The sequence below is a fragment of the Paraburkholderia sp. SIMBA_053 genome, from assembly GCF_046534895.1.
In the GTDB taxonomy this organism is placed as follows: domain Bacteria; phylum Pseudomonadota; class Gammaproteobacteria; order Burkholderiales; family Burkholderiaceae; genus Paraburkholderia; species Paraburkholderia caledonica.
Genome location: NZ_JAWRXU010000005.1, coordinates 24763 through 48207 on the forward strand (window position 1 = coordinate 24763; position 23445 = coordinate 48207).

21 protein-coding genes are annotated in these 23445 nt (G+C 60.5%); 5 read left to right on the forward strand and 16 right to left on the reverse strand.

Annotated features, from left to right (window positions below; genetic code table 11):
• Positions 1–8: 8 nt before the first annotated feature.
• From SB753_RS17885 to SB753_RS17900, 4 genes are all read right to left on the reverse strand, one after another.
• Positions 9–779: an alpha/beta hydrolase gene (locus SB753_RS17885; protein WP_410801091.1), complete on the reverse strand. Its 771-nt coding sequence runs from the start codon at positions 777–779 to the stop codon at positions 9–11.
• A gap of 63 nt (positions 780–842) precedes the next feature.
• A complete protein-coding gene (locus SB753_RS17890; protein ID WP_410801093.1) occupies positions 843–1958 on the reverse strand; it encodes an alkene reductase in 1116 nt (371 codons plus the stop codon).
• A gap of 60 nt (positions 1959–2018) precedes the next feature.
• Positions 2019–3422, reverse strand: coding sequence for an NAD-dependent succinate-semialdehyde dehydrogenase (locus SB753_RS17895; RefSeq protein ID WP_410801095.1), 1404 nt, complete (start codon positions 3420–3422; stop codon positions 2019–2021).
• A 171-nt stretch (positions 3423–3593) separates the two neighbouring features.
• Positions 3594–4496 carry a LysR family transcriptional regulator gene (locus SB753_RS17900; protein ID WP_410801097.1) on the reverse strand — a complete coding sequence of 301 codons (903 nt, stop codon included), beginning with the start codon at positions 4494–4496 and terminating at the stop codon, positions 3594–3596.
• A 136-nt stretch (positions 4497–4632) separates the two neighbouring features.
• Here SB753_RS17900 and SB753_RS17905 point away from each other — a divergent pair, with 136 nt between their 5' ends.
• Entirely contained in the window at positions 4633–6087 is a 1455-nt protein-coding gene (locus SB753_RS17905; RefSeq protein WP_410801099.1) for an amidase, read from the forward strand.
• Positions 6088–6274: 187 nt separating this feature from the next.
• Here the strand turns inward: SB753_RS17905 and SB753_RS17910 are convergent, their stop codons facing one another.
• The 7 genes from SB753_RS17910 to SB753_RS17940 all read right to left on the reverse strand — a co-directional run bounded on the left by SB753_RS17910 (position 6275) and on the right by SB753_RS17940 (position 13443).
• Entirely contained in the window at positions 6275–7084 is an 810-nt protein-coding gene (locus tag SB753_RS17910; protein ID WP_410801101.1) for a helix-turn-helix transcriptional regulator, read from the reverse strand.
• A 323-nt stretch (positions 7085–7407) separates the two neighbouring features.
• Positions 7408–9669, reverse strand: coding sequence for a catalase/peroxidase HPI (gene katG, locus SB753_RS17915; RefSeq protein ID WP_410801103.1), 2262 nt, complete (start codon positions 9667–9669; stop codon positions 7408–7410).
• 227 nt (positions 9670–9896) lie between these two features.
• Complete coding sequence (locus SB753_RS17920) at positions 9897–10295, reverse strand: BON domain-containing protein (RefSeq protein WP_408492878.1); 399 nt, start codon at positions 10293–10295, stop codon at positions 9897–9899.
• Positions 10296–10300: 5 nt separating this feature from the next.
• The gene (locus SB753_RS17925; protein ID WP_410801105.1) at positions 10301–10729 is read right to left on the reverse strand and encodes a DUF3331 domain-containing protein; all 429 of its coding nucleotides are present in this window, start codon (positions 10727–10729) and stop codon (positions 10301–10303) included.
• 218 nt (positions 10730–10947) lie between these two features.
• Positions 10948–11769: an alpha/beta fold hydrolase gene (locus SB753_RS17930; protein ID WP_410801107.1), complete on the reverse strand. Its 822-nt coding sequence runs from the start codon at positions 11767–11769 to the stop codon at positions 10948–10950.
• A gap of 679 nt (positions 11770–12448) precedes the next feature.
• The gene (locus SB753_RS17935; RefSeq protein ID WP_410801109.1) at positions 12449–12760 is read right to left on the reverse strand and encodes a DUF1330 domain-containing protein; all 312 of its coding nucleotides are present in this window, start codon (positions 12758–12760) and stop codon (positions 12449–12451) included.
• Positions 12757–13443: a type 1 glutamine amidotransferase domain-containing protein gene (locus SB753_RS17940; RefSeq protein ID WP_410801111.1), complete on the reverse strand. Its 687-nt coding sequence runs from the start codon at positions 13441–13443 to the stop codon at positions 12757–12759. Before SB753_RS17940 ends, SB753_RS17935 begins: the two co-directional genes overlap by 4 nt.
• Before the next feature lie 418 nt (positions 13444–13861).
• Between SB753_RS17940 and SB753_RS17945 the strand changes: the two genes are divergently transcribed.
• From SB753_RS17945 to SB753_RS17955, 3 genes are all read left to right on the forward strand, one after another.
• Positions 13862–14566: a type 1 glutamine amidotransferase domain-containing protein gene (locus tag SB753_RS17945; RefSeq protein WP_410801113.1), complete on the forward strand. Its 705-nt coding sequence runs from the start codon at positions 13862–13864 to the stop codon at positions 14564–14566.
• 65 nt (positions 14567–14631) lie between these two features.
• Positions 14632–15789, forward strand: a complete 1158-nt coding sequence (locus SB753_RS17950) for an alkene reductase (RefSeq protein ID WP_408492786.1) — start codon at positions 14632–14634, stop codon at positions 15787–15789.
• Positions 15786–16526, forward strand: a complete 741-nt coding sequence (locus tag SB753_RS17955) for an SDR family oxidoreductase (protein ID WP_110402813.1) — start codon at positions 15786–15788, stop codon at positions 16524–16526. Before SB753_RS17950 ends, SB753_RS17955 begins: the two co-directional genes overlap by 4 nt.
• On the opposite strand, the gene SB753_RS17960 is transcribed toward SB753_RS17955, so the two are convergent.
• Positions 16500–16796 carry a LysR substrate-binding domain-containing protein gene (locus SB753_RS17960; RefSeq protein ID WP_408492879.1) on the reverse strand — a complete coding sequence of 99 codons (297 nt, stop codon included), beginning with the start codon at positions 16794–16796 and terminating at the stop codon, positions 16500–16502. The two genes, SB753_RS17955 and SB753_RS17960, sit on opposite strands and share 27 nt — an antisense overlap.
• A gap of 340 nt (positions 16797–17136) precedes the next feature.
• Between SB753_RS17960 and SB753_RS17965 the strand changes: the two genes are divergently transcribed.
• Positions 17137–17871 (forward strand): GntR family transcriptional regulator, encoded by a 735-nt coding sequence (locus SB753_RS17965; protein ID WP_084167059.1) that lies wholly within the window; start codon positions 17137–17139, stop codon positions 17869–17871.
• 18 nt (positions 17872–17889) lie between these two features.
• Here SB753_RS17965 and SB753_RS17970 read toward each other — a convergent pair whose 3' ends face one another.
• The 4 genes from SB753_RS17970 to SB753_RS17985 form a co-directional block, all read right to left on the reverse strand.
• On the reverse strand, positions 17890–18873 hold the full coding sequence (locus SB753_RS17970) for a threonine/serine dehydratase (protein WP_410801115.1): 984 nt from the start codon (positions 18871–18873) through the stop codon (positions 17890–17892).
• 59 nt (positions 18874–18932) lie between these two features.
• The gene (locus tag SB753_RS17975; protein WP_220032419.1) at positions 18933–19658 is read right to left on the reverse strand and encodes an HAD family hydrolase; all 726 of its coding nucleotides are present in this window, start codon (positions 19656–19658) and stop codon (positions 18933–18935) included.
• A 76-nt stretch (positions 19659–19734) separates the two neighbouring features.
• Positions 19735–20928 (reverse strand): amidase, encoded by a 1194-nt coding sequence (locus tag SB753_RS17980; RefSeq protein ID WP_410801117.1) that lies wholly within the window; start codon positions 20926–20928, stop codon positions 19735–19737.
• Positions 20929–21427: 499 nt separating this feature from the next.
• Positions 21428–23134, reverse strand: a complete 1707-nt coding sequence (locus tag SB753_RS17985; protein WP_408492791.1) for a M14 family zinc carboxypeptidase — start codon at positions 23132–23134, stop codon at positions 21428–21430.
• Between the last annotated feature and the right edge of the window lie 311 nt (positions 23135–23445).

A 23445-nucleotide genomic window follows, 5' to 3' on the forward strand; every position in this document is an offset into this window, starting at 1 on the left:
CGAACAGTTCAACGATTGCCGCTTGCCGCAGCCGCCTGCTCGATTATCTTCGCAATTTCTTCGGGATGTGAAAGAAACGCGACATGGCTCGAATTGACTTCGGTCACTTTACTGCCGGCGCGCTTTGCCATCCAGCGCTCAAGGTCTGGATTGATAGTCCGATCGGACGCCGCGACGACCGCCCAACTCGGCTTCGATTTCCACGCAGCCTGCATGACAGGCGCCGTGAACGAGCCGACGGCGGGCATCACCTGGGAAGAAGCCATAAATGCGGCCTCTGGCTCCGGGACATCGGCTGCAAAGTCGGCATGGAACCGCGAGGGATCGATGTACAGATGACCGTCGTCCGTCTCCTTGATGCTTTTGATCGCGGCAGGCATTTTGGTGGTCAGATCCTTCAGGCTCTCACCGGCATCGGGTTCAAAGGCGGCGATGTAGACGAGGCCCGAGACGCGCGCATCGTTGCCGGCTTCGGTGATGACCGCTCCGCCATAGCTGTGTCCGACGAGAATGCTCAGGCCGTCCTGCGCATCGACCACACGTGTGGTCGCCGCGACGTCGTCCTTGAATGAAGTTTCAGGTTCCTGGACCACCGACACCTTGTAGCCGTCGCGGGCAAGAATCTTCGATACGGCCTGCCAGCCGGAACCGTCAGCAAAGAATCCGTGGACCAGGACAACGTTCTTGACGGAGGCAGCGGTGGCGATCTGTGCGGAAAGTGCTGCCACGCCGAACGCGATGGCAGTGGCGAAACGGCGAACTCGGGTGGTCGTTTTCATGAAAGGCTCCAGTCGTTTTAGCAAGAAAGTTTGGGGTGTTGGATTAGTGGATCTCGCGATAAATCACGCGTCGGCAACAGGTTCGCGGTGCATCTCGGGCCAGTCGGAATAGCCCGTCGAATCTCCGCCGTACCAGTATTCTTTTGGCGCCTCGGCGAGCGGACCACCGACTCGCAGCCGTCCAACCAGATCGGGATTGGCGATGAATGGCCGCCCGATGCTGAAGAGATCAGCGTCACCTGCAGCGAGCGTTTCCTCAGCGAGCCTCAGCGTGTACTGGTTATTGGCGATGTACGCGCCGTTGAACTGTCGGCGCAGCGCAGTGAAGCTCACGCCGCTGTCGGTGTCGCGAGCCAGTTGCGTTACGCCTTCAATGTCGTGGATGTACAGCAGCCCGAGTTGCGACAACGCGCGTACATAAGCACCGAAGGTGGCCATTGGGTCGCCGTCGAGAGGCGTTTCGCCCGGCGCTGTCGTCGCGGGCGAGATCCGGATGCCAACGCGATCGTTTGGCCAGACTTCAAGTACCGCCTTGACCACCGCGAGGGGGAAGCGCAGCCGGTTTTCAATAGAGCCGCCGTACTCGTCATTGCGCTGGTTCGTGCTGTCGCGGACGAACTGTTCGAGCAGATAGTTATTGGCCGAGTGGATCTCGACTCCGTCGAATCCTGCACGCTTCGCATTGACGGCCGCATGGCGATAATCGTCGACGATGGCAGCGATCTCTTCGGTCCGAAGCGCGCGAGGCGTGACGAATTCCTTCATGCCGTCGTGAACGCGGATCTGGCCTTGTGGTTTGATGGCCGAGGGCGCGACCGGCATCGCGCCATCGTGCATGTCAGGGTGCGAGATTCGTCCGGTGTGCCACAACTGCAGAAAGATCTTGCCGTCACGGCGATGAACTGCCTCGGTGACGCGCGTCCACGCCGCCACCTGGTTGTCCGTCCAGATGCCAGGGGTGCGAGGATAGCCGCGAGCCTGCGCAGAAATATTGGTCGCTTCGGTAATGATGAGGCCAGCGCCTGCACGTTGCGCGTAGTAGTCGGCTGCGTAGCCGGGCGGCACACCCGCATCGTCGGCGCGACTGCGTGTCATCGGCGCCATGACGATGCGGTTCTTCAGTTGCAGACTGCCAATCGTCACGGGTTGAAGTACGGGGCTAACAGAAGAACTTTTCATGATTTGTTATCCTAACTATGTAACGAATAATTCGATGTCTTGTATTGCCATCGCGTCGAATCAGTCGACCGTTTTGGCCCAGACCGCCTGAACGTTGGTGAACTCGCGCAAACCGAAGTGCGACAGTTCCCGACCAAATCCGCTCTTCTTGACTCCGCCGACAGGAATGCGCGGGTTGGAAGCCGAGAAGCCGTTAATGAAGACGCCGCCCGTTTCGAGCCGACGGGCGATGCGCTGCGCGCGGGCTACGTCGCTGGTCCACAGACTGCCGCCCAGACCGTAGTCGCTCGTGTTGGCAAGCTGAATCGCATGCTCGGCGCTCTCGGCCACGGTGATCGCGGCGACCGGACCAAATGTCTCTTCGTCGAACGCTGCCATGCCTGGGGCTACATCCGCGAGCACGGTCGGTTCATAGTAGTTGCCTACGCCCGAGACCTTGTTGCCACCGAGCAGCAACGTTGCACCCGCTTCAATGGTGCGTTCCACCTGAGCATGCAATTCGTCGCGCAGGTCAGCGCGCGCCATGGGTCCGATGGTGCTGGCCGGGTCCAGAGGATCACCCGCCACAACCTTGCGCGCCGCCTCGACGAACTTGCGTGTGAACTCTTCCGCGACAGGCTGCTCGACGATGAACCGCTTTGCAGCTAGACAGACCTGCCCCGCGTTCTGGAAGCGCGCCTCGATCGCCGCCTTGACCGCGAGGTCGATGTTCGCGTCGGCCAGCACGATGAAGGCGTCGGCGCCACCGAGTTCCAGCAGCGTCTTCTTGAGCGCCTTGCCTGCCGTCGATGCCACGGCCGAGCCCGCACGCATGCTGCCCGTCAGGGTGACGGCGGCCACGCGCGGATCTTCGATCACGTGCGCAACCGTTTCGTTATCGGCATTCAGATTCGTGAACAGTCCGACCGGAAAGCCGGCGGCCTCGTAAGCGTCTTGCAACGCATACGCCGAGCCCATCACATTGGCCGCATGTTTCAGGATGAAACCGTTGCCCGATAGCATGATCGGCCCAGATGCACGAATGACCTGCCACAACGGAAAATTCCACGGCATGACGGCGAGAATCGAGCCGATCGGCAAATAGGAAACATAAACTTCGTCATCGCCCTTGACCGGCGCAGCCTCGTCAGCCAGGAACGCGGGGCCGTTCACCGCGATCCAGTCGATCGCTGCGGCGCATTTCTCGACCTCCGCGCGTGCGGCGCCCAACGTCTTGCCCATTTCCGCAGTAATCAACGATGCAAGCTCTTTCGACCGCTCCCGCAGCGTGATTGCCAAGCGGCGGTAGGTCGCGACGCGCTCGGTCATCGGCGTTGCACGCCAGAGGCGAAACGCTGCGGCATTGTTCTCAAGCATGCGCTCCACGTCGTCTGCCGACTGAAAGGCATAGTGGGCGATGAACTCGCCGGTGGCGGGATTACGCGACGTTGCGCCAATCGTAAGGGGGCTGCTGAGATTCGACATGGTTACCTCGGTGACGTTAAGGACAGTGGGTAAGTTGCTGCATTGACGTCACTTTAAGCGTGCCGATTCGGGTCAAGAAGGCGTCTTGTCATCCTATGAGTGGCAGTCACTGGTAGGGGCCTGGAAGCCCAGCTCGATGCGTTGTCTCACGCACCGCGCAAGCTATGACGGTCACGGGTGGAACCGTAGCTGAGTCTTCAGATAAGCAAGAAACGCCTTCACTTTCGGCGACGGCACGCGCTCCTTCGGAAACAGCGCATTGAGATCCTGCTGCGGACCAGTCCAGTCCGGCAACACTTTGCACAAGCGTCCCGCTGCGACTTCTGGAGCCATGCTCGCCTCCATGGCCAGCAACACGCCGTTGCCGGCCCGCGCGGCGTCAAGAAGCAGCACCGGATCACTGGCGACGATCACCGGATCGACCGCAAACTGCTTTGCTTTGCGTCCGGCCATGCGCAGTGGCCATGCGTAGCCGCCATCGGTGCGCGCCTGATGCAGCGCAAGCGCCGCATGGCGGTGCAAATCTTCTGGACTGTCGGGCGCGCCGTGCTTGTCGATGTAGGCGGGGCTCGCGTAGATCGACGTCGAAAAGCTGCCCAGCCGCTGCGCCACCAGGCTCGAGTCAGGAAGCGCGCCGAGGCGCAGAGCGACATCGACGTTTTCGCCGATCAGATCGAGCGGCACATGCGTCGCGATGATATCGACGCGCATTTCGGGGTAGCGCGCACAGAAGCCAGCGATCAACGGCGCAATCCAGGTGGCGCCGAACGAATACGGCAGCGTCACGCGCAGCCACCCTCCCGGCGTTCCACGAATCTGCTGAACGGCGTTTTCGGCATCGTCGAGCTGTCTGGCGATTGCGTTGCACCGCTCGAAATAGGCCGCCCCTGCTTCCGTCAGCCGTAGCTTTCGCGTTGTTCTGTGTAACAGGGCCGCCCCGAGGTGCGCTTCGAGCTCGCGAACGCGCCGACTCACGGTCGTCTTCGGAATCTGTGAGGCATTCGCCGCTGCCGTGAAGCTGCCCTCCTGCACAACGCGAACAAAGATGAGCGTGTCGTTGAGATCTCTGGTCATGGTAGCGCGGGTATCCGATGGATAGCTTGTCGTATTGCCGGACATTGTCCCACTCATGGCTCAATCCTTGCCACGATCGCGGACTAATCCCCTGGCGCCATCTGCCCTATCGTTCCTCCATCAACACGGAGGAAAAATGAAACTTGGCGAATACACGGAATACGATGCCATCGGACTCGCACAGCTGATCGCAAACGGCGAGGTTACTTCAGCCGAGCTTGCCGAACTCGCGCTCGAGGCGATCAGAGTTGTGAACCCGGACATCAATGCGGTCATCGAAAGCTGGCCGGCTTCCGAAAGCGGCCACGCGGTTGCTTCAGGCGGCCCGCTCGCCGGCGTGCCGTTCCTGATCAAGGACCTTGCGGTCAGCATGCAAGGCAAAAAGCTTGAGCTGGGCAGCCGGCTCGCCAAAGGCGTCGTCGCTACCGAGGATTCATGGTTGATGTCGCGCTTTCGCGATGCGGGACTGGTCACGATAGGACGTAGTGCGACGCCGGAAATGGCATTCAGCACGACGACCGAGTCCACGCTGCAAGGCGCGACCCGTAATCCGTGGCTGCCTTCTTTGAGTGCCGGCGGGTCGAGCGGCGGTGCCGCCGCAGCGGTCGCAGCGGGCGCAGTCCCGCTTGCTCATGCGACCGATGCGGCAGGTTCCATTCGCGTGCCTGCCGCGTACAACGGGCTGTTTGGGCTTAAACCTACGCGAGGCCGCAGCTCGAACGGTCCCTGGCTCGATGAGGTATTCGCCGGTTTCGGCGTGCAGTTAGGCGTAAGCCGCAGCGTGCGGGACAGCGCGGCACTGCTCGACGCGATTCAGGGCCATGCCATCGGTGAGCCCTACGTTACTGCTCCACCGGCACGAAGCTTCCTGTCGGAAGTCAGCCGCGATCCCGGCAAGCTGAAGATCGGCTTGATGCTCGATCCATGGAGCGGCGAGCGTACCGATCCGGTTATCTCAGCCGCCACGTCAGCCACCGCGCATCTCCTCCAAGCACTCGGGCATACCGTCATTGAAGTTGAGCCACCGCTTGGCGTCTCGTGGGACGCTTTCGTGCAGATGAACGCGACCATATGGACGGCAACACTCGTCGGATGGATCGAGGGTCTCGCCGCTGCAACCGGCCGCCCGATCGACCACACGACGCTCGAACCGGCTACTTTGGCCTGTTTTCAACATGGCAAGGAAGAGAAGGCATCTGAGTTCGCCGCGGCGCTAGCGATGCGCAACACGGTCACGCGTTCAGTCGGGACATGGTTCGAGGACGTAGACCTGTTGCTCACGCCCACTCTGCCGCAGATGCCACCAGCTATCGGCGCCTACGGGGCTGGCGCCGAATCGATGAGCGGTCTCCAATGGACGCAGCGGGTCTTCCAGCATTCACCGTTCACACCGCCCTTCAACGTCTCCGGCCTCCCGGCCATGTCTGTTCCGCTTGAAGTGCACCCCACAACCGGTGTGCCGATTGGCATGCAGTTCGCAGCAGGATTCGCGCGGGAAGACAGCCTGCTGCGGCTTGCCGGACAACTCGAGCAGGCCCGGCCATGGGCCAATCGGCGGCCGATGCTGTGGGCGGGAAACGGGTCGAAGTAAGAGAGACGCCGGGGGCCATCGAAGACGGGGGTCGGTGACGGAGGCACATCAACTGACGTTGGCTCCGCCGCTCAACCGCAAAAGCTTTCAGACTCGCCAGCCGGCAATTTGGGATCGGCACAAGCTCAGACTGATTGTGTCGATCCGCAGCCGCCAACCGTGCACCTCGGTGCCGACTCTCATGACCCTACGCGTCGGAATCGCCAGCCCCGGAAAATCGCGGGAGGTAGGTCACGAGTGACAGGTCTGGCCTGCCCGTCGGGGTCAGTGCAACGTATGTGAATTCGATGTGGCCGCCTGAAGGATGCCGAAGGCGCTTGTCGCCCTCGTCGAAACCTTTTACGTCTGTGTCCTGCCACCAGTCACGAAATTCAGGGCTTAGCTCCGTAAGCTCGCTCACCAGTTTGTCGAACGGAGCTTTGTCCGGTGCCTGCGCGCGCGCCGCACGAAAAGCCGATATCATGCCCCGGGTCATCTGTTCCCAGTCGAGGATGAGCGTACGGTACGGCTTGTAAAGGAACAGCAGACGCAACGTATTACGTTCGTGCGGCTCGAGCGATCCATAGTCGACGAAGAGATCGCAGATCGCGTCGTTCCAGGCAAGGATGTCGAGGCGCGTATTGCGAACGTACGCCGGGACGTTGATCGACCGTACGAGCAGTTCCAGCCCCTCACTGACGCCGCTTCCGGTCGCGACCTGCGAGAGCTCCCGAGCGGAGAGCGCGAACAGGTGCGCAGATTCGACAGCACCGAGCTTGAATACGGCCGACAGTCTGCGCAGCGCGTCTGCGGACGGCTGGATGTCGCGGCCCTGCTCGAGCCATGTGTACCAGCTCACGCTGACTCCGGCGAGCATGGCGACTTCTTCACGTCGCAGACCGGATGTACGGCGCCCGCCTTGGGGCAGATTGAAGTCGGCAGGCTGCAAGCGCCCGCGGCGGCTCGACAGGAAAGAGCCGAGCTCACGGCGTTGTTCGGGAGAGGGTCGTCTGGACATTGTTGAGTCGGTATCAGTTGATTGTCAGGCGGCGAAACACAGCGTGCTTTAACCCCAGCCCATGGTAGCCGCCGTTGGACTGAGTAATCGAATCAGATCGCGGGACGTGCGTCCTGTCAATGCGCCGCGGCCGGCCCTGCCACGGTCAAGACTCTTGCTGCAGCTCACGCTGAAGTGTCGGGCCTGCGCAGCGGCCGCTGTCCCTTGGAGGATCGACCGCATACGTGGCACAAGACGCGCGGTGCGCCTGACTCCATCGAACGCGCGCGATCTGTTGCTCCTGCGGCAACTCGCCAGCGACAGGCCGGCGAGTCCGTCGAAAATCAGCTTGCACGCAGATCAAAGCGGTCGAGGTTCATGACTTTCGTCCACGCTGCGACGAAGTCGTGCACGAACTTATCCTTGCCGTCCTCGCTTGCATACACTTCGCTGAGCGCTCGCAGCACGGAGTGTGACCCAAACACCAGGTCAACCCGTGTGCCGATCCATCTCGGTTTGCCGGTGGTGCGGTCAATACCGACAAATTCGTCGCCCGCGGTCGACACCGGCTTCCACTGCGTGTCCATGCCGAGCAGATTGACGAAGAAATCGTTACTCAACACGCCCGGACGGTCAGTGAATACACCGTGTGCCTCCATGTCCGTCGATATACCCAGCACCCGCAAGCCACCGATCAGTGCTGTCATTTGCGGCGCAGTGAGTGTCAGCAGTTGCGCCTTGTCGATAAGCAGAGCCTCAGCGTGCACCCGCACGCCGCGCTTTCTGTAATTGCGGAATGCGTCCGCGATGGGCTCCAGGGCCTTGAACGAGTCGACGTCAGTCTGTGTCTGCGACGCATCCGTGCGGCCCGCGGCGAACGGAACCGACACCGTGTAACCGGCCTTTTTCGCGGCATCTTCGACGCCAACGCCTCCCGCCAGAACGATCAGGTCTGCAAGCGATACCTTCCTGCCATCATTCTGCGAGCCGTTGAAGGTGCGTTGAATGCCCTCCAGCGTGTCCAATACTCGCTTCAGCTGTTGTGGCCGATTCACTTCCCAATCCTTCTGGGGCGCGAGACGGATGCGTGCGCCGTTGGCACCGCCGCGCTTGTCCGACCCGCGGAACGTCGAGGCCGAAGCCCACGCCGTTGACACAAGCTCAGTCACGGTAAGCCCTGATCCGGCGATCTCCTGCTTGAGCGCGGCGATGTCCGCGTCGCTCAGTAGCGGATGATCGGCCGGCGGAATCGGGTCTTGCCAGTCGAATTGCTCCGTCGGCACTTCCGGACCGAGGTACCGTGCGCGAGGGCCCATGTCGCGATGCGTCAGCTTGAACCAGGCACGAGCAAACGCATCGGCGAACTGATCAGGATGCTTCAGAAAACGGCGCGAGATCTTTTCGTATTCCGGGTCGAACCGCAGCGAGAGGTCCGTGGTCAGCATGCTAGGACGGACCTTCTTCGAGCCATCATGCGCGTGCGGAATCGTCTCGGCCGCGTCTTTCGCAACCCACTGGTGAGCCCCGGCCGGGCTCCTGGTCAGCTCCCATTCGTGGCCGAACAGGTTCTCAAAGAAGCCCATTCCCCATTGAGTGGGCGTGCTGGTCCACGTGACTTCGAGCCCACTGGTAATGGTGTCGGCGCCCTTGCCAGTGCCAAACGTGCTTTGCCATCCGAGGCCCTGGTTTTCAAGGCCAGCCGCCTCCGGCTCCGGTCCCACGTTGTCGGCGGGGCCCGCGCCGTGGGTCTTGCCAAAGGTGTGGCCACCCGCGATCAAGGCAACCGTTTCTTCGTCGTTCATCGCCATGCGGGCGAACGTCTCACGAATGTCGTGCGCGGCCGCAAGTGGATCGGGATTGCCGTCGGGGCCTTCAGGGTTCACATAAATGAGGCCCATCTGCACTGCCGCGAGCGGGTTTTCAAGATTGCGGCCCGCATCCGTGCGGCTTTGCTCGACTCCGTGCAGTTCTTCATCGGCGACGATCACGCCTTCCCCGCCGTCTGCCGCCGCCTTTCCATAGCGAACATCGCCGCCCAACCAGGTGTTTTCGTTGCCCCAATACACGTCCTGATCGGGTTCCCATGTATCCTCCCGGCCACCGGCGAAACCCAGGGTTCTGAAGCCCATGCTTTCGAGTGCGACGTTGCCCGCGAGGACAAGCAGATCGGCCCACGAGATCTTCTGACCATACTTCTGCTTGACTGGCCACAGGAGTCGACGCGCCTTGTCGAGGCTCACGTTGTCGGGCCAGCTGTTGAGCGGCGCAAAACGCTGCTGCCCTCGTCCTGCGCCGCCGCGTCCGTCACCCGTACGGTAAGTGCCGGCGCTATGCCAGGCCATGCGAACGAAAAGCGGACCGTAGTGACCGAAGTCGGCAGGCCACCAGTCCTTCGAGTCAGTCATGGCGGCGGCCAGGTCCTTCTTGAGCGCAGAGAGGTCAAGCGTATTGAATGCTTGCGCATAGTCGAATTGCGAATCGAGCGGGTTCGACTTACTGGAGTGCTGGCTCAGCAGGTCGAGTCTCAGCGCTTTAGGCCACCAGTCACCGTTGGTGGTGCCGCCGCCGGCCGCGTGATTGAATGGGCACTTCGAGGTATCAGACATCAGGTTGGTCCTGTTTTTTAAGCTGTTTTCGGTGCTCGCTCTTGCTGCCCCGACACACTTTGCCGGGCTTGCAAGGGAGATAAAGATCGCGAAAAGGCATTCTTACTGCATCGAACCCCGCGGGACGTTGGCAGCGGTTGCGCCCGCAATACCGCGTGACACCGGCAGTGCGGTTTCCACGTCGTCGAGCGAGCCCGAGCGGCGCCGCCAGGAAGGTGGATGCCGCTTTAGTGCCCTTCGCTTCCGAGGATCAACCGGTTTGAGACCTCTGTCACCCCCGGAACTTGCCGCGCCCGCTGTTGCGCGAGGTCGATCTGCGATACGTCGGGCACCGTCCCCGCCAGTGTTACCGTCCCGGACTTCGCCAGGACAGACACGTGCGCCGTGTCAATATCACCTGCCTTGACCAGCGACTTCCGCACGCTTGCGGCAAGATGGCGGTTCTCAACGCGCATTGCCTTTTTTTGCGCTGCGCGCTGCGCCTTTGCAGGGTCTTTCGGCGGCGCCACATAAGGCTGAACAGGCGGCAGATATGCGATATCCGCCTCGTCGGCCAATGCAACCCCAGCGCCACTGACCAGCACGAGAAGCGCCATGCAGGCGACGCGCGCGAACGCTGCTTTCATTTTTTTCAAGTGAATCTCCTGATTTGTTGGCAGACACCATGTCCACCGCCATTCAAATTACCTTCAGCTCTCTCTGGAGGTCTAAATGCGCTCGCCTTGTCGCCGCCGCACTCAGCGTGCTCGTATGCGACTTCACTCGCCAGAATCATTGCGTGACCGTTTGCTACGGTGTGACGGCGCGCCTGCGGCTTATAAACGATGTCACCCCGCCGGATGATTTCACCGCCCAAAGCACAGACACCACGAGCGCGCGCCCTGCAGCGTATCCATGTCTGATCGTTATAGTGGCAGCGGGTCGCATCCTGCCAGAGGACAATGATCGTGTTGGCGCTCAGGCGCTCCAGTACGCGGATGCGCGCGTGTTGCGACGACGCATCTTTCTTTTCCGCTTCTTCGCGAAATATCTGCCCGGAAAGTCCCAACAGATTTCGCATCACGTGGTCCCAGATGGTCGATGACGCTAGTACGTGGCTCGTGTCCAGCAGAAGGCCGCTATCGTGCAAGATGGTCCTCCGAAAGAGAGAAAAACTTCGCGCATCCAGCTAACTCTGGCTGCGCGGAAGAATTGCCGCGTGTCGGTGTATTGCTCGAAACCGACGGTTCTGGCGGACGCGCGCCGCACCGCTGCAACGCGGCGCGCGCCTCGCCGGATCTAGCCCTGCAGGAATTCGAGCAGGTCGGCGTTGACCTTGTCGGCAAGCGTGGTACACATGCCGTGCGGTGCGCCGGCGTAGACCTTCAACGTCGCGTTCTTAACGAGCTTGGCCGACAGCCGAGCCGAGCCGCCGATGGGCACGATCTGGTCGTCGTCGCCGTGAAGAATCAGTGTGGGCACATCGATCTTCATCAGGTCGGCGGTGTAGTCCACCTCGGAAAACTGCTTGATGCATTCGTACTGGCCTTTGATCGAGCCGAGCATGCCTTCGCGCCAGAACTCGTCGATGTTGCCTTGCGAGACTTTCGCGTCCGGACGGTTATAGCCGTAGAAAGGCACTGCGAGGTCTTTGTAGAATTGCGAGCGGTTCGCCGCCACGTTGGCGCGAATGCCGTCAAACACGGACATCGGCAAGCCGTTCGGATGCGCCTCTGTCTTGACCATGATGGGCGGCACAGCGCCGATCAGCACGGCCTTCGCTACCCGCGAACTGCCGTGGCGGCCTATATAGTGAGCGACTTCGCCGCCACCTGTCGAATGGCCGACGAGCGTGGCTTCCTTCAGATCCAGCGCGTTGATCACGGCGGCCAGGTCGTCGGCGTAGGTGTCCATATCGTTGCCATGCGACGGCTGCTCCGAGCGGCCGTGGCCACGCCGGTCGTGGGCGATGACGCGGTAGCCCTTCTGCACGAGAAACATCATTTGCGGGTCCCATGCGTCGGCGTCAAGCGGCCAGCCATGCGAGAACACGACCGGTTTACCCGTGCCCCAGTCCTTGAAGAAAATGCGCGTGCCGTCTTTCGTGGTGACCGTGTTCATGGTGTGCCGCTCTCCGTGCTGTGAATGAGATGAGTTGCCCGCGTGGCTGCCGCCGCCACCGGATGCCGCTGCGAACGCGACGCCAGGCGCCGCGATCGCGGCAACGGCCGCGCTTGCGCCCGCGGTGAGTAGCTGGCGGCGATTTGCCGATGGCGCTGTCGTCGGCGTTTTCAATGAGTGAGCCAAAAGTTTTCTCCGTGCTTGTGACATTGCTGTGCATGCGTGGGAAGCATGGCGCCACATCGCCCCTATCCCCCGCATCGCATGGTTCCGAATGCTGCGGACGCGAATATCAGCTGTAGTTCAGATTGCTTGATTGTTGTTAAGGACGGTTTCGTCGTGCGAATGCCTCGTACAATCGCTGAATGACAGCAAGATCCCTGCGGGTTGTGATTCGGATTACTAAATTATAAAACTGCTCATTTGTTGCGCTCGCAATACCATTTCTGTCAGTTGTCTGTTTGTAGCGGCGGGAAAGTCAATGCCATCTCGTGCAGTGAGGCATCCAGATTTTTCCGGTTATCGCGGGTTTCTATGACTTGGTCTGGTTTTTGGGACAAGGCTCCAACGGTGCCGCACGGCGGCGAGCATGGCGTGAACGATTCGAATCTCCGTGTAATAAAAAGGTTGGGCGAGAAGGATTGCCATGAACCACCTTCTCAGATACGCCATTGAAAGCCTAGCCCGATGCGCCAGAGGCTTCATCGTTACCCGCCACGAGTAAAACACGAGATACGCTGCCTTTTAGTCTGTGAGGCAGCGCGGCCTGATATTCGTCGCTGGCGTACCAGGCCCTCGCGGCCGTCATAGTAGGAAAGGACAGAATCGCTACACCCTCGGCCGACGCCCCTTCGAGCGCTTCGTGCTCACCATAGAAGGCTATAGGAGTCACGGGATGCACGTGTCGCGCGAGGGGCGCCAATTCACGATAGCGGCCGAGAGACGTTGCATCAAGCGTCTGTTCGCGCACGATGGCGACGTACGCCGTCATTTCCCGGCTCCCAAGGCGTCGATCAGGGTACGTGCGGTTGCAGGAGACGATCCTGGGTTCTGCCCGGTGATAAGCAAACCGTCCTCGACGACATAGGAACCCCAATCTGGACCGCGCGAATACACGCCGCCTTTCGCCCTCAGCTCATCTTCGACGAGAAATGGCACGACATTCGTCAACCCAACGGCGTCCTCCTCGGAATTGGCAAAACCGGTGACTTTCTTTCCATCGACGAGCCGCCGACCTGACGGTGCGCACACATGACGCAGGACGCCGGGCGCGTGACAGACGAGAGCGACGGGCTTGTTTGACACGATGAAGCTCTCGATCAGACGGATGGAATGCGGGTCCTCAGCCAGATCCCATAGCGGACCATGCCCCCCCGGATAAAAGACGGCGTCGTAGTCTGCCTCGACCACATCGGACAGCTTCAGCGTTGCCGAAAGTGCGGCCATTGCTTTTTCATCCGCTTCGAACCGGCGTGTGCTGTCGGTCTGATTCGCCAATTCATTGCTTTTCGGGTCAAGCGGTGGTCGGCCACCTTTTGGCGAAGCCAGCGTAATGGCCGCGCCTGCTTCCTCGAACGTATAAAACGGGGCAGCCAACTCCTCCAGCCAGAAGCCCGTCTTACGACCAGTGTCGCCCAGCTGGTCGTGCGACGTCAGTACTATCAGGATCTTCATTGCTTTACCCTCATGTTGCATCATCAAGATAAAAATACGGCTCGCCTTTGAGACTGGCCGCGTCGTCGCAACCTCAACGAGCGCACTGTAGCCCTTCCTAGACCGGTCGTCTAGTAAAAATTAAAATACACAATCGATTGACCACCCGGCAGCTAGTGAGTGCGACTCATAGGATAACGAGTTGCATCAAGTCGGCACGTAGAGCGTGTATAGTTCAACGCGTGGCACCAAGGCGCCACGCTTGCGAAACGCCAACCATTGATGCCGGGTCGGCTCGGCGTGTTTGCTGCCGACAAACGCCAAGGCATTACTAGCCGACCGGTCTACTCTAAACGAAAGCTCTTTGGTCCATCTGCGTATTGCTTGGGACCAACCGTGCCGTCGAATGACGACGCCAACCACTCGAAGGACAACGATCATGAAAGTACTGATGGTTCTCACCTCACACGACCAACTTGGAAATACAGGTCGCAAGACCGGATTCTGGCTCGAAGAGCTGGCAGCGCCCTACTACATGTTCAAGGACGCCGGTGCGCACATCGTCCTGGCCTCGCCGAAGGGTGGCTTGCCGCCTCTCGACCCAAAAAGCAACGAGCCCGCGAATCAGACAGACCTCACCCGTCGTTTCGAAGGCGACGCCGATGCAATGGCGCAGCTTGCGAGCACGGCACGACTCGATAGCGTGTCGTCCGACGATTTCGATGCCGTCTTCTACCCCGGTGGTCACGGCCCGCTTTGGGACCTGGCCGAAGATGCAACGTCGCTCAGACTGATCCAGTCGTTCATCGCCGCCCGGAAGCCGGCAGCCCTTGTCTGCCATGCGCCAGGCGTATTGCGGCACGTCGTGACGCCGCAAGGAAAGCCTATCGTCGAAGGCAAGGAAGTAACGGGATTTGCCAACTCGGAAGAAGAGGCCGTCGGGCTCACCCAGGTTGTGCCGTTCCTCGTCGAAGACGTGCTTGAGGCCAACGGTGGCATTTATTCGAAACTAGCCGACTGGTCCCCTTATGTCGTCACCGACGGCCTGCTGATCACTGGCCAGAACCCGGCCTCCTCCGGGCCCGCCGCTGCCCGTCTGCTTCAGCATCCGGCTCTTGTTGCGGCTGCTGCCCCGAAAGCGTAAGCGCAAGGCATGTCGCAACGATCGGCGCGACGAGTCGAAGCACAAATACATTTATGAGATATGGCATGAACCACAGCAAACTCTTCGAGCGCGTGACGCTCGGCACACATGTCCTCAAAAACCGGATCGTCCTGCCGCCGCTCACGCGGCAGCGAAGTAGCCCCGATGGCGATGCCGCAACGGACCTGATGGCGACTTACTACAGCCAACGCGCTAGCGCGGGGCTCATCGTCAGCGAAGGCACGCAAATCGAACCTCGCGGACAAGGCTATGCATGGACCCCGGGGATCTACAGCGACGCCCAGATCTCTGGCTGGCGCAAGGTCACTCAGGCAGTACACGCGGCGGGCGGCGTGATGTTTGCGCAGTTATGGCACGTCGGCCGGGTGTCGCATACGGCGCTTCAACCTCATGGCGGCTCGCCGGTTGCCCCTTCGGCAATCCGTGCGGAGAAAGTCAAAGCTTTCATCGCCACCGGGCCCGAAACCGGCACCCTGATAGAACCGTCTGATCCTAGAGCGCTTAGCCGAACCGAGATAGAAGAACTGGTCAGGATGTACGCGCAGGCCGCAAGGAATGCGTTGAGCGCGGGCTTCGACGGCGTCGAGATTCATGCGGCGAACGGTTACCTCATCAACCAGTTCATTTCCGCGCACGCCAATCACCGTGACGACCAGTACGGCGGCTCGCTGACCAACCGTCTGCGCTTTCTCCGCGAGGTCGTGCATGCGGTCATGGAGGTGGTGGGTCCCGGTCGCCTTGGCGTGCGCTTCACGCCGCTTTTTACAGGCACCGATCAGGACCGCGTGTACATCGGCCTGGTCGAAGAAGACCCGCATGGCACATATCTCGAAGCAATCAGGATTCTGGAGGCCGAGGGCGTTGCGTATCTCTCCATTGCAGAAGCCGATTGGGACAACGCTCCGGAGTTGCCCGACAGCTTTCGCCGTGACGTTCGAAGCGCCTTTAGTGGCCGCATTGTCTACGCTGGCCGTTACACCGCGGAACGCGGCACCCGTCTGATTGACGCGGGTCTAGCCGACCTCATTGCGTTCGGCCGGCCGTTCATTGCCAATCCCGACCTTCCCGAACGTCTCGCGAATGGCTGGCCATTGAACCCATTGGACGGCGCGACCCTGTATGGCGGCGGGGCACGCGGCTTCACCGACTATCCCATGTACGTCGAATCACGTCAGGACCACACTACAGAGGCCACAGCATGAGAACCAACATCGAGAATAAGGTCGTTTTGATCACCGGAGCGAGCAGCGGCATCGGTGCCGTTACGGCGCGCTATCTCGCGGCTCGCGGCGCACGGGTAGCAGTCGCCGCCCGCCGGACAGATCTACTCCAGAGAGTCGTCGCCGACATCCTCGCTTCTGGAGGGGCGGCCAGATCGTATGCACTGGACGTCACGGACAAAGCGAACATGGAAGCGGTCGTCGCCGCCACCGTCGGAGACTTCGGTCGCATCGACGTGATCGTGAACAACGCCGGGTTAATGCCGATCCGGCCGATGATCGAGGTGAACACGGATGAATGGGACGCGATGATCGACGTCAACATCAAGGGCACCTTGTATGGCATCGCGGCCGTGCTGCCGCGCTTCACCGCGCAAGGTAGCGGACACGTCATCAACATCAGCTCCGTTGCGGGAATCAAGGTTTTTGCGCCGGGCGGGACGGTATATTCAGGAACCAAGTTCGCGGTGAGAGCAATTTCCGAAGGGCTTAGGCAAGAGGTGGGCGCAGCGATCCGCGTTACATCGATCGAACCGGGAGCCGTCGAGAGCGAACTGAAGCACAGCACCTCGGGAACCGCGAAAGACACCGTACTGGACTTCTACAAGCTGGCGATTCCGACAGAATCCGTCGCGCGAGCAATTGCTTTCGCGATCGAGCAACCCGACGATGTAGACATCAATGAAATCGTCTTACGGCCTACGCGTCAGGAGTTCTGACGCAAGCTCGTGATATTGCTTCGGCGATGGATCTGACCTCTCCTGCAGGTAACGAACGAGAGCGCGGACCTTCGGCCAACGGACGCACTCTTGCGGGTAGAGCGCGTTCAATTCCTGCGGGGGCCCCGCCCATCGCGGCAGCGCGCGGCATAAGCGGCCTGCCTTTACTTCGGCTTCCATGCTCATGTCCATCGCAAGCATGACACCTTGGCCCGCGCACGCCGCCTCGAGAACCAACGCCGGATCGCTTCCTGCAATCACCGGATCGATCCTGTAACGCTGCGGCTTGCCCCCGCCTAATCAGGGGCCAGCTGTAGCCGCCTTCGGCGCGCGCGCTTGATGAGGTGGGACAGCCGCGTTGTTACGCGCACGTCTTTGTCCGTCTTCTGAGCGACCGTTCCGCATGTCCACGATTCGTCCGGCAAGCGGCAATCTGGGGTGACAACATGCCAGACTTCAAACCGGGTCGCTAGCGAATTGCAGACTGCACGAAAAGGCTTGATGGAAAGCGCCAGCAGAAGTTCTTCCGTGTCCCAAAGGCGAGCGCTACCGAAATCAACGATTAAGCAACTGCCGTTGATCGGCAACGCCGATCAGACATCGATTATCGATGAATCCGTCCGGCGGACCAACGAAATATGTCAACATACAGCCGGTACAGAACGGGGACATCGTCATGGAGCAGCTATCAACATTGGCACGCGCAGCACAGGACCGGCGCCAACCGGCATCGATCCTCGTGGCCGACGCGCTGCGCGAAGCGATCTTTGGGCGCCTGCTCAAGCAGGGCGAGCCGCTCCGCCAAGACGCGCTCGCCAAGCAGTTCGCCGTCAGTCAGGTGACTGTACGCGAAGCATTGCGCCTCCTTGGCGAGGAAGGTCTGGTCGAAATCGCTCCTCGGCGCGGCGCTATCGTCGCATGTCTATCAGAAGACGACGTGCGGGAAATCGTCGAATTACGCATCACACTGGAATCGATCCTGATCGCGGCGGCAATCCGCCGCCTGACCGATACGGATCTTGAAGAAGCTGAACGGATAATTATGCGACTGGACAAGGCGAGGACCCTTAATGAGCAGCTTCAGCTCAATCTGAGTTTTCACAGCCTCCTTTATTCGCGGGCCGTGCGGCCCCGCACGCTGGCAATGCTGGAGAAATTGCGGCTTGCTCTGGAGCCCTATCTGCGAATGCTTTGGATGCGTTCCGGATACAAGTCAAATTCGCAAGCCGATCATCGGGAAATCGTCGCGCTGTGCCGTGCAAAAAATGTTCGGGGCGCGCAAAAGACTCTGGCGTCGCATATCTCGGCGACCGGCGATGCTATCGTCGCGCTACTGCAGACCTAAGCGATGTCAGGTCAATTGTCATCGAGCCGCGCGAATAATTTCGTCGCACAACCCTGAATCGACGTTCCCGCCGGACGCAACCAAAGCGGCGACTTTCCCTCGCAAAGCAGTGGGGTCCGACAGGATCGCCGCCACAGCGACAGCGCCGCCCGGCTCGACAACAACGCGAAACTCTTCAAACAGCAATTGCATTGCCTTGAGTACGTGCGCGTCATCGGACACAAGCCCTCGGGCAACACCTCCGCGGTTGATTTCGAAGGGCAATCCGGCAGGCGTCGGCGCAAGCAGTGCATCACAGATCGAAGTTTTGCCCGTTGGATTGAGCTCCCTGTTACCCGAGGTCAATGAGCGTCTGGTGTCGTCGAAATCGATCGGCTCGGCGACCCAGACCTCCGACGAAGAGCACACCAGGTCTCGAGCAAGACACGTCCCCGCTGCCAACCCGCCACCGCCGCAGGGAACCACGAGCGCGTCCACGCGACGGGAGCCGAGTTCGATGAGGATTTCAAGCGCTACCGTGCCCTGCCCTGCAATGACGTGACGGTGGTCTCCTGGCGGAATCGTCACATAACGCCCCGTGCGACCGATTTTCTCAGCAATTTCTTCCCGGCGCTCCCGCGTGCGATCGTACTGCACGATTCTTGCGCCCTGCTGCCGGGCTTTTTCAATTTTGATGGAAGGCGCATCCGTTGGCATGACCACGGTTGCCTGTGTGCCAAGCATCATTGCCACCGTCGCTATCGCCTGTCCATGATTGCCTGTCGAATAGGCCAGAACCCCGTCTGGGAATTCGGCCATGTCGAGCCGCGACACGCAATTAAACGCACCTCTGAATTTAAAAGCCCCGGTCCGCTGCAAGCTCTCGAGCTTCACATAGATATCACCGTCACAGAGCGCGCTGAGCCGTTCCGATCGAAGTAAGGGTGTTGGCCTCGCTATACCTCGAAGACGGTCAGCTGCGGCTTGGACTTCGGAGGGGCACGGCAGTTGAAGATCGAGCATTGCCTTTGATGTGAGGTAGTCACTACATGTCTTTAGCCAGATGCAGGCTGTCGTCGGGCTTACGAAATCGCGAGTTGAGCCCGCAAAGCGAGCGCGAAGTCATGCATCGTGTCGAATTCCGCATCAGGCCGTGCACCGACAGCGTCCTCCGAGCGTGAGCCCAGGCTGCGTCCCGGCCGGCGAATCCAGGCGCATTTCAGATCGAGGACGTTCGCGGGAATCACATCTGCACGCAGACTTTGCCCCACGTGCAGAATCCGATGCGGCGAAATCTTCAGATCACAAAATGCCTTCAAACCCGAATGGAAGTGAGCATGATCCGGTTTGTACGCACCCACGCTTTGTGCCGTAACAACCACGTCAGGATTGAAGCGCAGCTTGCGCACCGAGTAGCTCAACGAGTCGTTGTCGATGTTGCTCAGCAAACCTATCTTCACATGCGAATGGAGATAAGCGAGCGACTCGACGGCATCGTCGAACGCCGGCCAGAGCATGACCGCCCGACTGAACATCTCGCGCTCGCGATCATTCGCCGGAATCCGGTAGCGTTCGCAGAACTGGTTGTACGCCTCGCGCAGCACATCGGGGTACAAAAGTGCCGGCCGGATACGCTGCAATCTGGCTCTCGCCCGGTCGAACTCAAGCAGTACCTCGTCACGGGAGAGTTCGACCTGATGCTGGTCCGCAACGCTCTGGAACATCGCAATGATCGACGGCTCCCAATCGATCAACGTGCCATAGACATCGAAGGTGATTGCGTCAAACCGCGTAAGGTCAAGCGTCACGATTCGCTCCTTTTTATCGATAATCGATAACTTACCTATTCGTGATCGGTTCGTCAACGACCAGTTGAGGGCTGGCTCAACCGGAGATCGTGACCGCCAGGGAAAGAAGCGCTGTGTCGCTGCCGCGGGGACCGATTAATGAAAAGCCCAGCGGGATTCCCTGAATCTGCATGATCGGCATGGACACCTGCGGGCAACCCGACAGGCCCGAAACACACAGCAACCGGATGGCTTCGAACCGGTAGGCGTCCAGTTCGCTGTCGGTCACGCTAATCAATGGAGCGACGTCCGGCATGGAAGGCACGGCAATCACCGTGTTGTCATCTAGAAGGTTGGCCAGGCCATTGCCAAATTTCGCTCTGGTTTCCGACGCGGTTTCATATTGCGCGCTCGTCACGCCGCGCGACCAATCAAACCGATCCCGTACCGTCTCTCCTAGCTGGAAATGATGCTCATCCAGAAAGTGCCCTAAGCCTCTCCATGCTTCAAATCCCTGGATATGACGAAACGCATCGCACAGTGCATCGACGGAATGAGTCGAGATTCTTTTGCGGTAAACGTTGGCTCCAAGTCGGGCTGCGACCCTAGCAAGCGTGTCGAAGAACACAGCCGCAGTATGCGGCCGCAATTCGGATTCGAACTCGAGCGGAACGACGATATCCCGAGGCGTCGACAGAGTGGACGAGTCAGCGCCTAGGAGCGTGCCGCCGACAAGACTCAACGTCTTTGCGTCACGTGCGAACCAACCGCATGCGTCAAGGCTCGGAGATAAAGGCATGCATCCCTCCAGACTCACGCCGCCATGGGTGGGACGCAGCCCATAAAGTCCGCAGTGGCTCGATGGCGCACGGACCGAGCCACCGGTGTCCGTGCCGATGGCGAAACTGCAGAGCCGATTGGAAACGGCTGATGCCGACCCGGAACTGGATCCCCCACAAACTCGGTCCGGAGCCGCACCGTTGACAGGAATTCCAAAATGGACGTTCTTTCCGGTCATCGAAAAAGCAAGCTCGTCGGTATGTGTCTTCCCGACGAAACGCGCACCGGCGTTCAACAGCATGTTGACCGCGGTTGCATTTACGCCTTTTACACCCGACAACGCGAGCATGTGGGGATTGCCACATCCCGTGGGATAGCCTTCTACGTCGAAAAGATCCTTCACACCGAAGGACAGGCCGGACAGCGGCCCATCTGGCGCATGGCGTACCTTGGCATCCGGATAGGGAACGAAGCAACGATAGAACGAACGGGGCTGAGTAGTATCTGGCATGGCATCCTGGGCTGAGATGGTGTTCGGTCAACCTACGTGATCTAGAGAACTCGCGTGGCGCTCGCTTGGTGGGGCGTTACAGCGCCGCCGGCGTGTCATCATCAATCACTTTGCCGTTGTCGAGAAGGAGACGCCCCCCCTGCCAACATCGCGCGCGAACTTGATCTCGTGCGGAGACGATAATCATCGACGCCGCTCCGAGCGCGATTTGCCTGAGCACCTGAAGAACCTCGTACTGGTGTTCCGGATCGAGCGCCGATTCCGACTCGTCGAAGAGGCATCAGCCGATGCTTCACGGCTAGCGTTAGCGTGATTTGAACCCTTCTTTGAAGCAATTTGGAGGCGAGTGCCATGCAACTGATGCAAGGTGGAACAGAGCTACCGCGAACCTCACTCGCACCACGCGATAGTTGATCGTCATTATTTCGTGTCCGGTGCGGATGAACTCTCCGTCGCCATCAGATGAGCAGTGACCAGCGGCGACGGTTGTCGCTTCCGACTAAATCAACGCTGCCACTGGATAGCGCCGCCATTCCGGCTCGGCATGGCGCCGGCCGTGGGTGAACAGAAACCAGAGCACGGCTTGTTGGTCGGACAGCTGTGCCGGATGCGCCGCCTTCCAGTCGTCGAATGCCTGGCGCAGCGCCGGCTCGTCGGCCAACATCTGCAAGGCCGTGTCCTCGAAGACATACGCCGAGATGTGGTCCTGCTTCCGCTCCAGCACGCTGTTGAAAAACCCCCAGCGAAAGAAGCTGTCGTGCGCTTCGGGTTCCAGCGTCTCCACCGCGTAGCGGGCCTGGGGCTGGTCGAGAGACACCAGCATGTCGCCCGCGCGCGCCCGGATGGCCTCGCAGTGCGTGCTCAGCAGCACGTGGTCATGAAACATGTGGCCTTCATAGGCTGTCGCGCGGATCCCAACCTCCACCACCCGGTACACTCGAGCCGCATCGAACACTCGGTCGGCGTCGAGGGGCTGCAGCGCGACACCGTTCCACTTCAGCCGCTTGATCACGTCTCGCCAGGCTTGGGGAACAAGGTAGGCTTTCGGGGCCGTTACCACCCGTTCCTCGACGCAGCGGTCAAAGTGGACGATGTCCTTCTCCCACGGCTGTCTGCGGTCATATGCGATCCGTTGATAGTCACCCAGCCGACTTGGTGTGCGCACCGCCGAGTAGCCCTGAAAGCGAAGGCGCGCCGGGCGTGCGTGGTCGTTGCGCCATCGCAGCGGCCACTGCGTGCGGCGTTCGGCGTCGGCCCGCGCGTCGCGCCGCAGTTGCTGGATGCGCGCCGCGTTCGCTACGCTGAATTCCAGCACCACCTCGAGCAGCGTGCGCATCGCGGCCACACGGTCGGCGAAAGGCCTGAGCATGTGTGTCTCGGGCATGAAGCCAATAGTGTGGTGCAGCGCAGCGTAGCCAGTGGAGAAGCGCGGCAGATCGAGAAAATCTTCGATGCCGTCGTCGGGCGTCTCGGCCAGCAGATTGACGTAGGGGCAGGTCGGCCAGCCCCGCCGCTGCATCTCGCCGTAGATCGCGGGCAGCATGCGCTCACGCAGGAAATTTCCCAAGTCGCCGCCCAGCTTGTCGGGCTGGGTCGGGATCAGGGTCATGGCATAGACGTAGTCGGCACCGTTGGCGGTGTGTGTGTCGACCATCACATCCGGATTCCAGGCAGTGAAGAAGCGGTTGAACATCTGGGCGGCCAGGCTGTCGCATTTGATGAAGTCGCGGTTCAGGTCGAGGTTGAGACCATTGCCCCGAAATCCGAATGATTCGGGGCCTAGCTGGTTGACACGCGAGGTGGATTGGCGGTTCACGCAGCCATCGACGTTGTAGACCGGGATGAACAGGAACACCGTTTTACCCAGCGCCGCCAGCCGTTCGGGTTCGAGGCAGAAGTCGCGCACTAGCGCCATACAGGCGTCGATGCCCTCGGGCTCGCCGGCATGGATGCCGTTATTGTTGAAGAATATTGGACGCCCCTGCTCGCGCAAGGTCTCGCGGTCGAACACGCCGTCGGACGTCACCAACCCGGCGTGCATCGGAAGGCCGGTGTCAGACGTGCCTACCCGCCACCATCGCAGCACACCCGGGAATCGCCCGGCCAGCCGCTCGTAGAAGGCGATGCATTCGGCCCACGTGGTGGTCTGGTTGCCATTGCCGAGTTCGAAGGGTGTGGGATAGGCAACGGCGGTCGGGGACGTCATGCGCGATTCCTTTTTCTGTTGGTGGTATGTTGCCAATGCCAAGTTCGAAGGGCGTGGGAAAGGCAAGGCTGGTCGATCATGAACAACCAGGCGAGCGGCCGCGTGCCCCCTTCCCATAAGATGCGCTGATCGAACCGCATCCCCGGAGACGCAGGGCCGTAGGCTGCTCTTGGACGCGACCTGGTCCGCAACGCTCCGAAACATCGATATGGCGGGCGCCGTGTCGATCAATGTACCGTTCACATCAAACCTGAGAACATCAGATTGGATAGGACCAAGCAGTATGCCGTCACCCACTTATCGATAATCGA

What these genes read in the sequence shown, in the direction of transcription:
- SB753_RS17885 (WP_410801091.1), bottom strand. Translation starts at nt 779, where the DNA reads ATGAAAACGACCACCCGAGTTCGCCGTTTCGCCACTGCCATCGCGTTC.
- SB753_RS17890 (WP_410801093.1), bottom strand. Translation starts at nt 1,958, where the DNA reads ATGAAAAGTTCTTCTGTTAGCCCCGTACTTCAACCCGTGACGATTGGC.
- SB753_RS17895 (WP_410801095.1), bottom strand. Translation starts at nt 3,422, where the DNA reads ATGTCGAATCTCAGCAGCCCCCTTACGATTGGCGCAACGTCGCGTAAT.
- SB753_RS17900 (WP_410801097.1), bottom strand. Translation starts at nt 4,496, where the DNA reads ATGACCAGAGATCTCAACGACACGCTCATCTTTGTTCGCGTTGTGCAG.
- SB753_RS17905 (WP_410801099.1), top strand. Translation starts at nt 4,633, where the DNA reads ATGAAACTTGGCGAATACACGGAATACGATGCCATCGGACTCGCACAG.
- SB753_RS17910 (WP_410801101.1), bottom strand. Translation starts at nt 7,084, where the DNA reads ATGTCCAGACGACCCTCTCCCGAACAACGCCGTGAGCTCGGCTCTTTC.
- katG (WP_410801103.1), bottom strand. Translation starts at nt 9,669, where the DNA reads ATGTCTGATACCTCGAAGTGCCCATTCAATCACGCGGCCGGCGGCGGC.
- SB753_RS17920 (WP_408492878.1), bottom strand. Translation starts at nt 10,295, where the DNA reads ATGAAAGCAGCGTTCGCGCGCGTCGCCTGCATGGCGCTTCTCGTGCTG.
- SB753_RS17925 (WP_410801105.1), bottom strand. Translation starts at nt 10,729, where the DNA reads ATGCGAAATCTGTTGGGACTTTCCGGGCAGATATTTCGCGAAGAAGCG.
- SB753_RS17930 (WP_410801107.1), bottom strand. Translation starts at nt 11,769, where the DNA reads ATGAACACGGTCACCACGAAAGACGGCACGCGCATTTTCTTCAAGGAC.
- SB753_RS17935 (WP_410801109.1), bottom strand. Translation starts at nt 12,760, where the DNA reads ATGACGGCGTACGTCGCCATCGTGCGCGAACAGACGCTTGATGCAACG.
- SB753_RS17940 (WP_410801111.1), bottom strand. Translation starts at nt 13,443, where the DNA reads ATGAAGATCCTGATAGTACTGACGTCGCACGACCAGCTGGGCGACACT.
- SB753_RS17945 (WP_410801113.1), top strand. Translation starts at nt 13,862, where the DNA reads ATGAAAGTACTGATGGTTCTCACCTCACACGACCAACTTGGAAATACA.
- SB753_RS17950 (WP_408492786.1), top strand. Translation starts at nt 14,632, where the DNA reads ATGAACCACAGCAAACTCTTCGAGCGCGTGACGCTCGGCACACATGTC.
- SB753_RS17955 (WP_110402813.1), top strand. Translation starts at nt 15,786, where the DNA reads ATGAGAACCAACATCGAGAATAAGGTCGTTTTGATCACCGGAGCGAGC.
- SB753_RS17965 (WP_084167059.1), top strand. Translation starts at nt 17,137, where the DNA reads ATGAATCCGTCCGGCGGACCAACGAAATATGTCAACATACAGCCGGTA.
- SB753_RS17970 (WP_410801115.1), bottom strand. Translation starts at nt 18,873, where the DNA reads ATGCTCGATCTTCAACTGCCGTGCCCCTCCGAAGTCCAAGCCGCAGCT.
- SB753_RS17980 (WP_410801117.1), bottom strand. Translation starts at nt 20,928, where the DNA reads ATGCCAGATACTACTCAGCCCCGTTCGTTCTATCGTTGCTTCGTTCCC.
- SB753_RS17985 (WP_408492791.1), bottom strand. Translation starts at nt 23,134, where the DNA reads ATGACGTCCCCGACCGCCGTTGCCTATCCCACACCCTTCGAACTCGGC.